This window comes from Dongia mobilis (assembly GCF_004363235.1).
GTDB classification, from domain to species: Bacteria; Pseudomonadota; Alphaproteobacteria; order Dongiales; family Dongiaceae; genus Dongia; species Dongia mobilis.
The window spans coordinates 107,846-122,947 of the sequence record NZ_SNYW01000013.1 but is presented as its reverse complement, the minus strand read 5'-3'; the positions used below and the strand labels follow the sequence as shown (position 1 = coordinate 122,947).

At 65.3% G+C, this 15,102-nt stretch carries 15 protein-coding genes; 8 read left to right on the top strand and 7 right to left on the bottom strand.

The features are described 5' to 3' along the window. The first annotated feature begins 153 nt into the window (after positions 1 to 153). From A8950_RS17620 to hslO, 6 genes are all read left to right on the top strand, one after another. Positions 154 to 1,296, top strand: coding sequence for an MFS transporter (locus A8950_RS17620; RefSeq protein ID WP_166645257.1), 1,143 nt, complete (start codon positions 154 to 156; stop codon positions 1,294 to 1,296). A gap of 68 nt (positions 1,297 to 1,364) precedes the next feature. After that, positions 1,365 to 2,174 carry an ABC transporter permease gene (locus A8950_RS17615; RefSeq protein ID WP_133615105.1) on the top strand — a complete coding sequence of 270 codons (810 nt, stop codon included), beginning with the start codon at positions 1,365 to 1,367 and terminating at the stop codon, positions 2,172 to 2,174. Next, positions 2,171 to 2,965 carry an ABC transporter permease gene (locus A8950_RS17610; protein WP_133614994.1) on the top strand — a complete coding sequence of 265 codons (795 nt, stop codon included), beginning with the start codon at positions 2,171 to 2,173 and terminating at the stop codon, positions 2,963 to 2,965. Before A8950_RS17615 ends, A8950_RS17610 begins: the two co-directional genes overlap by 4 nt. Positions 2,966 to 3,420: 455 nt before the next feature. Beyond that, on the top strand, positions 3,421 to 4,599 hold the full coding sequence (locus tag A8950_RS17605; protein WP_243735691.1) for an aspartate aminotransferase family protein: 1,179 nt from the start codon (positions 3,421 to 3,423) through the stop codon (positions 4,597 to 4,599). Between the two features lie 2 nt (positions 4,600 to 4,601). Next, positions 4,602 to 5,528: an ornithine carbamoyltransferase gene (argF, locus tag A8950_RS17600; protein ID WP_133614993.1), complete on the top strand. Its 927-nt coding sequence runs from the start codon at positions 4,602 to 4,604 to the stop codon at positions 5,526 to 5,528. Positions 5,529 to 5,546: 18 nt separating this feature from the next. Further along, on the top strand, positions 5,547 to 6,476 hold the full coding sequence (hslO, locus tag A8950_RS17595) for an Hsp33 family molecular chaperone HslO (RefSeq protein ID WP_133615103.1): 930 nt from the start codon (positions 5,547 to 5,549) through the stop codon (positions 6,474 to 6,476). Here the strand turns inward: hslO and A8950_RS17590 are convergent. Together A8950_RS17590 and A8950_RS17585 are read right to left on the bottom strand one after the other, a co-directional pair. After that, a complete protein-coding gene (locus A8950_RS17590) occupies positions 6,473 to 8,221 on the bottom strand; it encodes a sensor histidine kinase (protein ID WP_133614992.1) in 1,749 nt (582 codons plus the stop codon). The genes hslO and A8950_RS17590 overlap by 4 nt on opposite strands. 216 nt (positions 8,222 to 8,437) lie before the next feature. Continuing rightward, positions 8,438 to 8,968: a hypothetical protein gene (locus tag A8950_RS17585; RefSeq protein ID WP_133614991.1), complete on the bottom strand. Its 531-nt coding sequence runs from the start codon at positions 8,966 to 8,968 to the stop codon at positions 8,438 to 8,440. 161 nt (positions 8,969 to 9,129) lie between these two features. Between A8950_RS17585 and A8950_RS17580 the strand changes: the two genes are divergently transcribed. Continuing rightward, positions 9,130 to 9,729 carry a hypothetical protein gene (locus tag A8950_RS17580; RefSeq protein WP_133614990.1) on the top strand — a complete coding sequence of 200 codons (600 nt, stop codon included), beginning with the start codon at positions 9,130 to 9,132 and terminating at the stop codon, positions 9,727 to 9,729. A gap of 25 nt (positions 9,730 to 9,754) precedes the next feature. Next, positions 9,755 to 10,042, top strand: a complete 288-nt coding sequence (locus tag A8950_RS17575) for a 4a-hydroxytetrahydrobiopterin dehydratase (RefSeq protein ID WP_133614989.1) — start codon at positions 9,755 to 9,757, stop codon at positions 10,040 to 10,042. Between the two features lie 2 nt (positions 10,043 to 10,044). On the opposite strand, the gene A8950_RS17570 is transcribed toward A8950_RS17575, so the two are convergent. The 5 genes from A8950_RS17570 to radA form a co-directional block, all read right to left on the bottom strand. Then, positions 10,045 to 10,575, bottom strand: a complete 531-nt coding sequence (locus A8950_RS17570; protein WP_133614988.1) for a PAS domain-containing protein — start codon at positions 10,573 to 10,575, stop codon at positions 10,045 to 10,047. 113 nt (positions 10,576 to 10,688) lie between these two features. Beyond that, the gene (locus tag A8950_RS17565) at positions 10,689 to 11,411 is read right to left on the bottom strand and encodes an SDR family NAD(P)-dependent oxidoreductase (protein WP_133614987.1); all 723 of its coding nucleotides are present in this window, start codon (positions 11,409 to 11,411) and stop codon (positions 10,689 to 10,691) included. Further along, a complete protein-coding gene (purF, locus tag A8950_RS17560) occupies positions 11,408 to 12,862 on the bottom strand; it encodes an amidophosphoribosyltransferase (protein WP_133614986.1) in 1,455 nt (484 codons plus the stop codon). Before purF ends, A8950_RS17565 begins: the two co-directional genes overlap by 4 nt. A 36-nt stretch (positions 12,863 to 12,898) precedes the next feature. After that, the gene (locus A8950_RS17555) at positions 12,899 to 13,603 is read right to left on the bottom strand and encodes a CvpA family protein (RefSeq protein WP_133614985.1); all 705 of its coding nucleotides are present in this window, start codon (positions 13,601 to 13,603) and stop codon (positions 12,899 to 12,901) included. Between the two features lie 30 nt (positions 13,604 to 13,633). Continuing rightward, complete coding sequence (radA, locus tag A8950_RS17550; RefSeq protein ID WP_133614984.1) at positions 13,634 to 15,097, bottom strand: DNA repair protein RadA; 1,464 nt, start codon at positions 15,095 to 15,097, stop codon at positions 13,634 to 13,636. Positions 15,098 to 15,102 lie beyond the last annotated feature (5 nt).

Here is a 15,102-nt window from a genome sequence, read left to right as displayed (position 1 = left end):
GACGATTGCTCCGGCGGGCGGTCGGTCCGCGCGCTATGATCCGCCGCGATCCCAGCTGCAGACCCTTTCGCCATCCCGATGCCCACCGATACCACCTTCGTTCCGCCGTTGGCCGGGCCTCGCAGTCCGGTGCACCGGCCGTGGCACGCGCCGGTGACGCAACCTGGCCCGGTCCTCTTCGCAACGCTCTTCACCGTCGATTCCATCGCCCGCGCCATTGTGGCGCCGGTGCTGCCGCTGGAGGCCCTGCGCCTGCTGGGCTCGGCACGCGATGTCAGCATCATGGTGACGATCGTCGGCATTGCCGGCGTCGTCGCGGCGCTGATCCTGCCCGGCATCATCCTGCGCTGGCGTCCGCGTGCCACCTATCTGCTCTCCATCGCACTGCTTGGCATCGCCTCGCTGGCGATGATGACGGCACATATCGCCGGCTTCGGCCTCGGCTGGATGCTGCGCGCGATGGCAGCGGCCGGGCTCCTCGGCCTCCTCAATATCTACATCGCCGCCTTCATCGGGAAAAAGGCGCTGGCAAAATCCGAACCCTTGCGTACCTTCTTCTCGGCCACCGCCTGGGCCGGTGGGCCCTTTCTCGGCATCCGCCTCTACGAGATCGATCCGGCCTTGCCCTTCGTCGTCTCGGCGGGAACGGCGCTGCTGCTCTTTCTCTATTTCCGCCGGTTGCGGCTTCAGGCACCGGTACCCGGGATCGCCCAGCGCTCCAACCCCGTCGCGAATATCCGGCGCTATTTCGGCCAAAAGCGCTTGACGCTGGCCTGGATCCTCAATTTCGGCCGCGAGACCTGGTGGGTGACGCTCTTTACCTATGCGCCGATCTATCTGGTGCAGAACGGCATGCCGCAGGTGGCGGCGGGCAATCTGCTGTCGGCCTGCACAGCGATGCTGTTCGTGGCGCTCGTCTTCGGCTGGCTCGGCCGGCGCATCGGGCTCCGGCGCTTCATCGCCGGCGCCTTCCTCTGGGTATCGGCCGCCACCTTCGGCGTCGTCTGGTTTCATGACCGGCCCGATATCGCCAGCGCCCTGCTGATCGTCTCGGCGGTGGGCGCCGTCTCGCTCGATTCCGTCGCCGTGGTCACCTTCCTGCGTGCCGTGCGGTCTTTCGAACGGCCGCAGATGACCATGGTCTTCAGCATATTCCGCGATGCCGCTGCCCTCATCCCGCCCGCCATCTTCGCCGTCTTGCTGACCTTCTTCCCGCTCTGGACCGTGTTCCTGGTCAACGCCGGCTTTGCCCTGATCTGCGCCGGACTCGCGCTCAAGCTCCCCCGGCGCCTGTAGGGGTATAGGGGGGAATGCGCAGATCGCAATTGCCGGCGGCGGCGGTGGCGCCTAAGGTCCGCGCCATCATGAGCGATATGGTTTCCACCCGACTTGCCCCGCGGCGCTACGGCCGCATCAACTGGATCGGCCTTGCCGCCCTCTATCGCAAGGAAGTGCGGCGGTTCTGGGCGGTTGCCACCCAGACCATCCTGGCACCGATGGTGACCGGGCTGCTTTTCCTCGCCATCTTTGTGCTGGCCCTGGGGCGGCAGGCAGGGACCATCGGCGGCGTCTCCTACATGGAGTTCCTGGCGCCCGGCCTCATCATGATGGCGATGACCCAAAACGCCTTCGCCAACACCTCCTCCTCGCTGCTGATCGCCAAGGTGCAGGGAAATATCGTCGATCTCCTGATGCCGCCCTTGTCGCCGCTGGAACTGACCCTGGGCGTCGCGCTGGGCGGGCTTACCAGAGGCCTGGCCGTCGGCATTGCGACTGCCGCCGCCATCGGGGTCTTCGTGCCGCTCGGCGCGGCGCAGCCCTTCTTCCTGGTCTTCCATGCCGTGATGGCCAGCCTGATGCTGGCGCAGCTCGGCGTCCTCGCCGGGATCCTGTGCGAGAAATTCGACCACATGGCGGCGGTGACCAATTTCGTGGTGACGCCGCTCGCCTTCCTCTCCGGCACCTTCTATTCGACCGAACGCCTGCCGGAATTCGGCCAGCTGCTCGCCCATCTCAATCCGTTCTTCTACATGATCGACGGCTTCCGCTACGGCATGATCGGCCATGCCGACGGTTCGCTGGTACTGGGTATCGGCGTCCTCGGCGGCGTCAATCTGGCCTTGCTCGCGGTCAACTACCGCGCCTTCGCCCGTGGCTGGCGGTTGAAGGCATGAGCCTTCTGGCGCAGCCGCGGCGTTTTGGTGCCGTCAACTGGCTGGGTCTCGCCACGCTGGCTTGGCGCGAGGGTCGGCGCGGCCTCAAGGATTACAACTACCAGCTCCTCGGGCCGATCGTCTCCGCGCTGCTCTATCTCGCCATCTTTCACCTTGCCTGGTCAACCATCGGCGCCGGCGGGGCCGCGGCGATGCTGGCTTTCATCGCGCCGGGACTGGTCGTCTTTGTCGCCTGTGAAAAGGCGTTCGAGAATGCCTGCGGCTCGCTCATCTTCGACAAGCACGAGCGGGTGATCGCCGATCTCCTGATGGCGCCGCTCTCGCCGATCGAGCGGGTGCTGGGTTATCTCGGCGGCGCCTGCGCCGCCGGCTGGGTGGTGGGTGCCGCCGTCGCCATCGCCGCCCTGCTGTTCGCCCCTCTGGGGCTGCACGACCCGCTGGCGCTGGTCTTCTTCGGGCTCATGGGCACGGTGCTGCACAGCCTCATCGGCATACTGGTCGGCATCTGGGCCGAGAAGTGGGATTCCTATGCCGCCATCCATACTTTTCTGCTGCTGCCGCTGGCCTTTCTCTCGGGCCTCTTCTACCGCGTCCAGGATCTGCCGGCGCTGGGCCAGGCGCTGCTGCTGTTCAACCCGGTCTTCTATGTCATCGACGGGTTCCGCTACGGCGTCAGCGGCGAGGCCGCGGCGTCGCTGGGGAAAGGGGCGGTGGTGCTGGTCGCGGTCAATCTGGCGCTCTTTGTCCTCGCCTGGGTCTGGTTGCGGCGCGGCTATCGCCTGAAACCCTGATATCTGATGTCCTGAGAGCTTGCCGCGGCCGAACTTGACCGCCCGGCGATAGTCCCCTAGGGTCGCCGCCATGTCGGCTGCTTACACCATCATCCGCGAACGACGTCGTCTCCGCCCCTTGGTGCGGAGCGATCGACTTGTCGCGCGAACCGGATGGCCTAGCAGCCGCTAGTTCCCGTTCTCGTTAAGTCAAATCGCCCTGCCCACCGGATCGGTCGGCGGGGTTTTTCAAGCTTGTGCGATGCCCTGTGCGAACCCGGATATGCCGTTGATCAAAAAGAGGATTCCATCGAGGCCGAACACCTCGGCCGGAGCCGTGCCCTGATACTCCGAACGCATCTTTCGCCTGCGGTTGACAGTCGGGAGGCATCTCCCGATAGTCGCCGCTTTCCCGGGCCTTGTTGGGCCCATTTCACCGGGCGTTGCGCCCGGGCCATCACCCGAAGAGGCTGTCCATGAATGCGCTGATGCAGACCTATGGCCGTTGCGACCTTGCTTTCGAGCGGGGCGAGGGGGTCTATCTCTTCACGGCGGACGGTCGACGATTCCTGGATTTCGCCAGCGGCATCGCGGTGAACGCCCTCGGTCACAGCCACCCGCATCTGGTTGAGGCGCTGATCGAGCAGGGCCGGAAACTTTGGCATACCTCGAATCTCTATCGGATACCGGGGCAGGAGCGCCTTGCCGAGCGACTGGCGGCCGCCACCTTCGCCGACAAGGTCTTCTTCGCCAATTCCGGCGTCGAGGCGGTCGAATGCGGCGTGAAGCTGATCCGGAAGTATCACGACGATTTCGGCGATCCCAACCGTTATCGGGTGATCGCCTTCGAAGGTTCGTTCCACGGCCGCACCCTGACGGCGCTGGCCGCCGCCGGGAACGAGAAATATTCCAAGGGCTATGCCCCGGCAGTGGAGGGCTTCGACCATTGCGCTTTCGGCAATCTCAACGAGGTGCGCGCCAAGATCGGGCCGGAAACGGCGGCGATCCTGGTCGAGCCGGTGCAGGGCGAGGGCGGTATGCGCGCCGCCGAAATCGAGTTCCTTCAGGGCCTGCGCAAGGTCTGCGACGAATTCGGCCTGCTTCTCATGTTCGACGAGGTGCAATGCGGTGTCGGCCGTACCGGCAGGTTCTTCGCCCATGAATGGGCCGGTATCGCGCCCGACATCCTGGCGACGGCGAAGGGCATCGGCGGCGGCTTTCCGCTCGGCGTCTGCCTTGCGACCGACCGGGTCGCGGCGGCCTTCCAGCCGGGCGCGCATGGCACCACCTTCGGCGGCAACCCGCTCGCCATGGCAATCGGCAACGCGGTTCTCGACGTGATCCTGGCGCCCGGCTTCCTCGACCAGGTCAATGCAGTCGCCGCACATCTCGATGCCCGCATCCATGAATTGCTGCGCCGGTTCCCGGCGACCTTCGTCGGCCTGCGCGGCAAGGGCCTGATGCGCGGCCTGAAATGCGCCGACGGCATTACCAATACCGACCTCGTCACCCAGCTGCGGGGCCTCGGTCTGCTGACGGTCGCTGCCGGGGACAACGTGCTGCGCCTGTTGCCGCCGCTGATCGTCACCCATGCGGAAGTGGATTCCGCCATCGACATGCTGGCCGCCGCCGCGGCCGAAGCCAAGGCTGCCTGATCATGACAAGCACGAAGACCCCGAAACATTTCCTCGATCTCGACGTGATGAGTGCCGCCGATTTGCGGCGCATCATCGAAACCGCCAAGGCGGTAAAGGCGAAGAACTTTCCCCAGGGCAACGGCAAGCCCTTTGCCGGCAAGTCACTGGCCATGATCTTCGAGAAGCCGTCCACCCGCACCCGCGTCTCCTTCGAGATCGGCATGAAGATGCTGGGCGGTGACGTGGTCGTGCTGGAACGGGAAAGCTCGCAGCTGGGTCGCGGCGAGACGGTGGCCGACACCGCGCGCGTGCTCTCGCGCTATGTCGATTGCGTCATGGTGCGCACGACCAGGGAACAGAAACTGATGGAACTGGCGGAATACGCCACCATACCCGTCATCAACGGCCTGACTGATCGCACCCATCCCTGCCAGCTGATGGCCGATGTGATGACCTTCGAGGAGCATCGGGGCCCGATCCAGGGCAAGCGTGTCACTTGGTCGGGCGACGGCAACAACATGGCAACCAGCTGGATTCACGCCGCCGTGCGGTTCGACTTCGAGCTGAACATCGCCTGCCCGGCCAATCTGACGCCGCCCCGCGACGTGATCGACTGGGCCCATCAGCAGGGCGGCAAGGTCCGCATCATGACCGACCCCTCGGAAGCCGTGAAGGGCGCCGATTGTGTCGTCACCGACACCTGGGTTTCGATGGGCGATGCCGATACCCTGGACCGGCACGAGCAACTGCGTCGCTTCCAGGTCGATGATGCGCTGATGGCCAAAGCCAATCCGGGCGCCGTCTTCATGCATTGCCTGCCGGCGCATCGCGGCGACGAGATGACGGCCAGCGTCATCGATGGCCCGCAATCGGTGGTCTGGGACGAGGCGGAGAACCGCCTTCATGCCCAGCAGGGAATTCTTTACTGGTGCTTCGGCCTGCTGTGATCGTCTAGTATGTCGGACATGGCAGATCCCGGGAGCTTCATCCCCGCCAGCGATTTCGTGCAGCCATTCCAGATCGAGGGTCATGGCGTGCGCGGCCGCATGGTGCGCATCGATCGTGCCGCCAGCGAGATTATCGCCAGACACGCCTATCCCCTGCCGGTTGCCCGTCAGCTTGCCGAAATGATGGTGCTGGCGGCGACGCTCGCGGCGATGCTGAAGTATGACGGCGTCTTTACCCTGCAGACCAAGGGCAACGGCGCGCTCCGCCTCATGGTTGCCGACGTCACCTCGGATGGCGACATACGCGGCTATGCCCAGTTCGATGCCGATGCGGTGGCGGCGATTCCGCCGGAACAGGCCAGCCTCCCGCGCCTCACCGGTGGCGGCTATCTCGCCTTCACCGTCGATCAGGGCGATCATGCCGATCGCTATCAGGGCATTGTCGAGCTGGACGGGCCGGATCTGGTCGAGTGCATCCACCACTATTTCCGCCAGTCGGAGCAGATGCAGGCGGGCTTCAAATTGGCGGTCGAGCGCCATGCCGGCGGCTGGCGCGCGGGCGCCATCATGCTGCAGCGCGTGCCGAGCGAGGGTGGCACCCCGGGCGGAGGTGGCGACCTGGACGAGGAGGATGCCTGGCGCCGCGCCATGGTCCTGATGGCGAGTGCCCGCGATGACGAACTGACCGGGCCGGCAGTCGGTTTCACGGACCTGCTCTATCGCCTGTTCCACGAGGACGGCGTGCGCGTCTTTCCGGGCCACGCCCTGCAGGCGCGCTGCCGCTGTTCGGCCGAGCGCGTCGAGCGCGTCCTTTATTCCCTGGCCCCGGAGGAACTGCATGACCTCGCGATCGACGGTGCGCTCGACGTCACCTGCGAGTTCTGCAATTCGACCTATCGCTTTCCGCTGACCGCTATCCTGGCAGGACCGGGCGGCACTGCCGGCTAGATACTGGGCGGCGGGAATCCAAGGCGAGCCGTGGTTCCCCGGCCCGGCGCGCTTTCGATATCAATCCGGCCGCGATGCAATTCTACCAGGCTCTTGACGATCCACAAGCCGAGGCCCAGCCCGTCGGTTTCGCGCGATATCATCGGGTCACCGCGCGCAAAGCGCTCGAAGATGCGCGCCTGGGTTGACGCATCGATTCCCGGCCCCTGATCCACGATGTCGATGCCGAGGCCGTCATCGGGCAGGCGCTGCAGACGCATCGCGACCACGCCGTTGGCTGGCGAGAACTTGACCGCATTGCCGAGCAGATTGGTGAGAATCTGCAGGGCGGCGCGGCGGTCGGCCTGCCAGACCGGCAGATGGTTGCCCACATCCAGCTCTATTCCGATACCCCTCTTGGCGGCTTCCGGTTGCAGGAACGCGGCCGCCTCGCGCGCGATCGCCGCTGCATCCAGGGGCTCCTCGTTCAACTCGATCTGCCCGCTCTCGATGCGGGCCGTGTCAAGCAGGTCGCTGATCAGGTGCTGCAGATGGGCGCCGCTTTCGGCAATGTGCTGCATGCATTCCTGCTGCCGCTGGTTGGCAAGCTGTCCGCACAAGCCGAGGCGCACCATGTCGGAAAAGCCGATGATGGCATTGAGCGGGGTCCGCAATTCGTGGCTCATATTGGCCAGGAATTCGGATTTTGCGCGGTTCGCCCGCTCGGCGCTGTCGCGGGCCAGAGCCAGTTCGACCGCGTGTCGCTGGAACAGTGCGGCAGTGCGCTGCGCCATCAGCGTCTGGCTGCGCTCGCGCCGGATCTCGTAGATTGCCAGAAGGAACAGCAGGGCGCCCATCAGCGAGAAACTGAGACCGCCGACCAGGACGGCGTGCGGGAAACTGCGATCCGGCCCACCCTGGAACCTGTCCGACACATGCCAGAGCAGCATCCAATCGCTGCCGGCAAGTGAGACGGCACGGTGGACCTGCTCCGCCCCGGCCGCCGGCACGGCATCGCCCGTGCGGGAAACCGACCAGGTCCGCGTCGCGTTGTCCGGGCGCACCGACAGGTCAAGGAACAGATCGCCGGGAACGCGTTGCTCGACAAACCTGGCGCGCAGCCTTTCGAGCTCCAGCGGGGCGACCAGCAACCCCTTCATCGAACCCTGGTCGAGTGCCAGGACCAGGCCGAACCGGTCGAACGTGCCGTCATTGAAGAGCGGCTCGGGGCTGAGCAGAATGTGATGCGGCTGCGCCTGGGCAAGCGCGGCAGCGGCAGCCAGTCCCGGCCACTGCGCCGCGTCCCGCGCGATGTCACCGAAACGAGGGAGGCCGGCATCCAGTGCCAGGCGATGCCCGCCATCCGGCATTTCCTCCAGATAGGCCAGGGCCACCTGCCGGTTGGCGGTCCCGTTGCGCGACATGCCGTCGACGACGCGCTGGAATTCCTCGGCCGTGACGCTCTCGGAACCCAGGAACAGGCCGGTCATGGTGCGCAGCGGCACCATCTCGGCGCTCACCAGGTCGGAAAAGGCGTCGTCGAGCCGTGCCAGCGCGCCTTCAACGTTGCCAAGCCAGACCGCGTCGGCCCGTTGGCGCAGCTCGCCATAGATCACCACAGTGGCAAGAACGCCGATGACCAGGGTCACGATCGGCACGGCGATCAGTAGCATCAGGCTGTGGCGCGGTTCACTTGCGTTCCCTTGCTGCAGATCATCCGAATCGGGGCCGATCGGAGATGTCTCATGCTCGGCGACGAGACTCATCAGGCAAGACCTGTGCGGTGGTTCCGGCAGTGACAACAAGGGCAGATATTTGGCGCACCGCGAATTCGCGGCGGCGGCCCCGGACGCAGATTGCTTGCGCGACCGGGCGGAATGGTGGCCGCCCGGATGTCAAAGCGCAAGGTTAATAGTTTCTTGCTGTTAAAGGATGCAGCCGCATTAGGAAGATGGGCACAAATGCCGGCAGGTGTTCATGTATCAATGCAGGCTGCGGGATGGCATCGGCAAATCTGGCAGCGCCGATGATGCGGTTTCCGGCGCGGGGGCAGGGAGCAGCAGCTTGCCGCGCGCCAGGGCCATCCCGAGCCGCATCAGGGGCGCGAAGGCCAGACGCGCGGCAGCCGGCGCCAGCCAGCAGCGCAGTTCATGATAGGCCTGAAAGGCAAGCCCGTTCTGCGCGGCTGCAACGGCGCGGTGGAACACCAACTCGTCCGGGCTGACCTGACGGCATTTCAGACAGCGGATATCGATCTGCCGGTTGGCCGAATGGGCGACCACCAGAAAGAACTCGTCGAGGGCGCCCTCGGCCGCATCGAGGCCGAGCTGCAGGAAGGTGCCACCGCTCACGACGGCGAAATCCCGCTCGCTCTTCAGGGCCGTTACCCAGGCGCGCGCAACCCAGATGACGAACTGGCTGGCAAAGCCGAGTTGCTCGATACAGGTCTCGGCCGGCTTTTCCGTGGTGTCGCGAAGGTCCGGATCGGCGCAGTGATTGTCGTTGGCGGTCATGAGCGGGGGGCGGCTTTGGATGGTTTTGGATATGGCGGGCAGTCTAATGCTGTCCAGATTTATTTGCAAATGATTTGCAATCGCATGTTTGCCTTGCTTGCCTCAGGGCGCTGCCGCTGGCACTCTCGCCCCCAAGTGAAATCCCCGGAACGGGAGGAAAAATGAATACATTCCAATCATTTAGCATCTGTCTTGGCGCCCTGTCGCTGCTTCTTCTCGCGGCCTGCGACGCACCGCCCAACCGCCAGAAATTCGCCGACATGACATTCCAGCATCGGCCAGCCATTTCCCTCGATGTGGCGTCCGTGCAGGTCGAGACGGAGCCGGCGGCTGCCCTGCCCAGCGGCGCCGAGGATGTCAGTGCCGAGTTTCCGCAATCCCCGGCGGCGGCGGTCAATCAATGGGCGGGGGATCGGCTGCGTGCCGTTGGTATCCGCGGCCAGGCCGATGTGACGATCGTCGAGGCACGGGCGATCCGGACGCCGCTGCCGCGATCGAGTGGCCTAGACGCGGCGCTGCGCAAGGAACAATCCGACCGCTATGATCTGGCGCTGGAGGTCAGGATCACCGCCTTCAACCCGGTCATTGGCGTAAGTGGCACGCTGACCGAGCGCGTCACGCGCAGCCAGACGGTACTCGAGGACCTGACCCTCAACCAGCGCGAGGCGGTACTCTACAACATGCTGGATGCCGCCATGAAGGATCTCGATGCACGGCTGGAGCAGCGCATCAGCCAGCATCTCGGTCCGCTCATGCGCTGATGCCGCAAACAAACATGAGGTGCACATGATTGCCAGACTGACCGACAGCGAGATCGCCGCCGCCGCCCAGGAACTCGGGCATTGGCAGGTGAGCGCGGACCGCACCGCCTTGCAGCGCGACTTCAGGTTCCGCAATTTCAGCGAAGCCTGGGCCTTCATGAGCCGCGTTGCCCTGCTGGCCGAAGCACAGGACCATCATCCGGAATGGTCGAATGTCTATAACCGCGTCTCGATCCGGCTCACGACCCATGACTGCCGTGGCCTGAGTGCGCGCGACCTTCGGCTGGCCCGCGATATCGATGCCATCGCCTGATGTCAGGAATTGCGGCCAGTATCGCGCTCGGTTTCCAGATAATCCTGCTTCAGCAACTGGTGTTCCGGGAACAGGAAATCCTCCAGCCCGATGCAGCGGTCGACCCGTTTGCCGTCGGCGGACAGCGGCAGCAGCACAATCTCGCTGCGGCCGGTATGGTCGCGGGCCAGCGGCCATGAATCGAACCCGAAGACCGGTTCCCGCGCCGTGCTGGCCAGCTGGTAGGCGCGGGTATAGCGCCCCTGTCCATCCCAACGCAGTTCGTCGAGATAGCGCCCGGTAAAATCGATCCGATTGAAATCGGCGACCCGCGTACCGACCAGACGATAGCGGATGCGGAAGGGCTGCTCGATATCCACCAGCACGAGGTTGGGCAGCAGGTCGCGGATCTCGCCGGGGTCGATATCGTCGCGCCGTGGCAAGGCGTTGCCATGCCGCTTGCTGTACCAGTAGTCCAGCAGACGGCGAATCCGCGGCGAAGTTATGCCGTCCGGGCTGTTGCTGAATTCGGGGAATTGCTCCTCGGTGGTCATGGTCTTGCCCGGTCGAGTTCGGCCGGCGACAAGCGGCCAATGCCACTATAGCATGACTTGCCATCGCAGTGATCGGCACGATCGCAGGCGGGCATGTTCGCGGGCTGGCGCGGCTATTGCGCCATCACCAGCTGGCCGTTGCCGGAAAAATCCGCGCTGGCTAGGTCGACGAAGGCCTGCGTGATCTCGTCCGGCGCCTTGAGCGACATCGGATCCTCGCCGGGATAGGCTCTGGCGCGCATGCGCGTGCGGGCGCGGCCGGGATCGATCAGGTTGACGCGCAGATTGCTCTGTTCGACTTCCCGGGCATAGATGCCGGCCAGCATCTCCAGTGCCGCCTTGGAGACGGCATAGGTCCCCCAATAGGCGCGCGGACCCCGCGCCGCGCCCGAGGTGACGAAGATGACACGGCCAGCCGGCGATTGACGCAGCAACGGGTCCAGCGAGCGGATCAGGCGCCAATTGGCGGTCAGGTTGACGTCGATGACGTCCTGCCACTCCGCCGGCTTGATATGGCCGAGCGGCGACAGGGTGCCCAACTGGCCGGCATTGCCCACCAGCACGTCGAGGCGGCCATAGCGTTCGTAGAGGGCGGCACCCAGCCGGTCGACGGCCTCGCCGTCCTTCAGGTCGAGCGGCACCAGCAGGCTGGTCTTGCCGTTGATCTTGCGGATCTCGTCGTCGAGTTCCTCCAGCCCGCCCACGGTGCGGGCGGTCAGGACCAGATCGGCGCCTTCCCGCGCATAGGCGCGGGCGATGGCGGCGCCAAGCCCGCGCGAAGCCCCGGTCACCAGCGCGATGCGGCCGGCGAGTCGCCCCGAATTGCCCTGGCTCATGCGCTCTTTTCCGCCAGCAGCGACAACTGGGCCACTTTCTCGTTGCTGTGATCCGTCAATTCGGTCGGGTAGTCGCCGGTGAAGCAGGCGTCGCAATATTGCGGAGCCGCGGCATCGCGGCCCTTGTGGCCCATGGCGCGGTAAAGTCCGTCCAGCGAGATGAAGGCGAGGCTGTCGGCGCCGATGAAGCGGGCCATCTCGTCGACACTCATCTGTGCCGCCAGCAGTTTGCTGCGTTCCGGCGTGTCGATGCCGTAGAAGCAGGAATGCGAGGTGGGCGGGCTCGAGATGCGCATATGCACCTCGGTGGCACCCGCCTGGCGCATCATCTCGACGATCTTCTTCGAGGTGGTGCCGCGCACGATCGAATCGTCGACCAGGATGATCTTCTTGCCGGCCACCTTGGCGCGGTTGGCATTGTGCTTCAGCTTGACGCCGAGATGCCGGATCTGGTCGGTCGGCTCGATGAAAGTTCGGCCGACATAATGATTGCGGATGATGCCGTATTCGAAGGGAATGCCGGAACCCTCGGCATAACCCAGTGCCGCCGGCACGCCGGAATCCGGCACCGGAATGACGACATCGGCGGCGACCGCGGCCTCGCGGGCGAGTTCGGCGCCGATCGCCTTCCTGGCGTCATAGACGCTGCGCCCCTCCATGACCGAATCCGGCCGGGCGAAATAGATGTATTCGAACACGCAGAAGCGGTGCGGCGCCGGCGAGAAGGGCCGGAGCGAGGTGACGCCCTTGCCGTCCAGGATGACCATCTCGCCCGCCTCGATATCGCGCACATAGTCGGCGCTGACGATATCGAGGGCGCAGGTCTCCGAGGCGAGGATGTAGCCGTCACCGAGCTTGCCAAGTACGAGCGGTCGTACGCCCAAGGGATCGCGCACGCCAATCACCATGTCCTTGGCGAGAACGACCAGCGAATAGGCGCCCTCGACCTGATGCAAGGCATTGATCAGGCGGTCGACCACATTGCCCCTGAGATGGGTCGCCATCAGATGCGGAATGACCTCGGTATCCGAGGAAGCCTGGAAGATCGAGCCGCGCTTGACCAGTTCGCGGCGGATGGCGGAGGCATTGGTGAGGTTGCCGTTATGGGCGACGGCAATGCCGCCGAAGGCAAGCTCGGCAAAGAAGGGCTGCACGTTCCTGAGCGCCGTCTCGCCGGTGGTCGAATAGCGCACATGGCCGATCGCGGCGCGGCCCGCCAACTGGCCGACGACGCTTTCCGCCGAGAAATTGTCGGCTACATGGCCCATGGCGCGATGGGCGTGGAAGCTCTCGCCGTCATGGGCGACGATGCCGGCGGCTTCCTGCCCGCGATGCTGCAGAGCGTGGAGACCGAGGACGGTGCGGGTGGCGGCTTCGTCGACCCCGAAAATGCCGACAATGCCGCACTCTTCCTTCAAATGGTCGTCATCGAAGGGGTGCGTGGTCAGCATCGGCAGTTACCTTTTTCCGGCCGGGCTTTCACAGCGTTACTGGGTGCCCTGGATCAGTCGGTTTAGGTCGTTGCGTTCGGCGTCCTTATACCCTGATCCGGCATCTTGTCCACCGGGTTCTTGGGACTGAGGTCCGGCATTCGCGCCGGGGAGGGGCGCATCCGGCGCAGGACTGCCCTGGATGGTGCCGATCGCATTTCCGATCGCCTGGCCCTGTTCCACTGCCTTGAGGCCCTGGCCCAGCGCTTCCTCGCCCTGCTTGAGAATATCTTCGGGCAGCAATGTGAGGAGATAGGCGGCCCCCCGTTCGACCACCGGCAGGGTCCGGGCTTCGTTGACGATGTCCGGCCGTTCCTCGCGATCGGGCATGACCCAGGCCATCAGAATATAGGCGGCGCAGATCACCACCGCCCCGCGCACCAGGCCGAAGACCAGGCCCAGCGACCGGTCGAGGGCCCCCAGCCCGTTATTGCGCACATGCCCCGACAGCCAGTGGTTCACCAGGCCGCACAGAAACAGAGTGATGACGAAGATGCCGATGCCGGTGGCGATGTCGGCCAGCAGCGGCTCCGTGATGTATTGTCGCACATGGATCCGGGCCGGGGCGAACAGCATGATGGTCGCCACGACCGCGCCGATCCAGCCCAGGATCGAGAGCATCTCCTTGACGAAGCCGCGCGAGAAAGCGAGCAGCGCCGACAGGGCGAGGACGCCAAGGATGATGAGATCGAGAAAGTTCAACGCGCGGGCGCTCCTGTTGCGGCTCGTCCCTTAGCCTTTGTTGTGCTGTTGTCGACTGGCGCTCACCGTTGCCTGGAGGGCATTGGAGCGCACTTCATTATAGAGCCAATCGATCATTTCTTGCAGATGGCCGATTTCGACGAGCGCGAGGCCGGGAACCCGGATCGGCTTGCCGCCGGCCTGGGTCATGCGCTTTGGCAGAATGGCGCGCTTGAAGCCCAGCTTGGCGGCTTCCTTGAGGCGCGTTTCCGCCTGGGCCACCATGCGCACCTCGCCCGAGAGGCCGATCTCGCCGAAGGCGATGAGATCGCCCGGCACCGAGCGGTCGGAGAGCGAGGAAACGAGGGCCAGTGCCACGGAAAGATCGGCCGCCGGCTCGGTGATCCTGAGGCCGCCGGCGATGTTGAGATAGACTTCGCTGCCGGCAAGGCCGAGGCCGCAGCGTGTCTCGAGGACCGCCAGAATCATGGCAAGGCGCGCGGAATCCCAGCCGACCACGGCGCGGCGCGGGGTGGCGAGGGGCGAGGGCGAGACCAGGGCCTGCACTTCCACCAATACGGGCCGCGTTCCCTCGATGCCGGCAAAGACCGAAACGCCGCTGACATTGCCGTGGCGCTCGGCCAGGAACAGGGCGGAGGGATTCGGCACTTCGGCGAGACCCCGGTCCGACATCTCGAAGACGCCGATCTCGTTGGCCGGGCCGAAGCGGTTCTTGACGGAGCGCAGGATGCGGAAATGATGCCCGCGCTCGCCCTCGAAATAGAGCACGGTATCGACCATATGTTCGAGCACGCGGGGCCCCGCGATCTGGCCCTCCTTGGTGACATGCCCGACCAGCAGCAGGGTGAAGCCCCGGCTCTTGGCAAGGCGAATCAGCTCGGCAGCACAGGTCCTGACCTGGGCGACGGTGCCGGGGGCGGAATCCAGGCTGTCGAGATAGAGAGTCTGGATGGAATCGATCACCACGATCTCGGGTGCGTCGTCGCGGTCGAGGCTCGCCATGATGTCGCGCAGGGATGTCGCCGCGGCCAGTTCGGTCTTCATCTCGCCCGCCTTGCCGCCCGGCATCCTGTCATCCGGGCCAAGGCCCAGGCGCCGCGCCCGCAATTGCACCTGCTCGACCGCCTCTTCGCCCGAGATATAGGCAGAGCGGGTGTTCTTCAATGCGGTCACGACCTGCAGCAGCAGGGTCGACTTGCCGATGCCGGGATCGCCGCCGATGAGGACAGCCGACCCGCGCACTAGGCCGCCACCGGTGACGCGGTCGAATTCGGCGATGCCGGTCGGCCGGCGGATGGTCTGCGGCACATCGCCGTCGAGTGTGACGAAGGTGACACCCTTGCCGCGCTTGCCGGACAGCCCCTTGGGCACGCTCTCGACCGGCGCTTCCTCGACGATCGAGTTCCAGGCGCCGCAGGCCTCGCATTTGCCGGCCCATTTTGGAAAGGCGGCGCCGCAGGACTGGCAGACATAGTTGCGGGCTGGCCGTGCCATCGCCC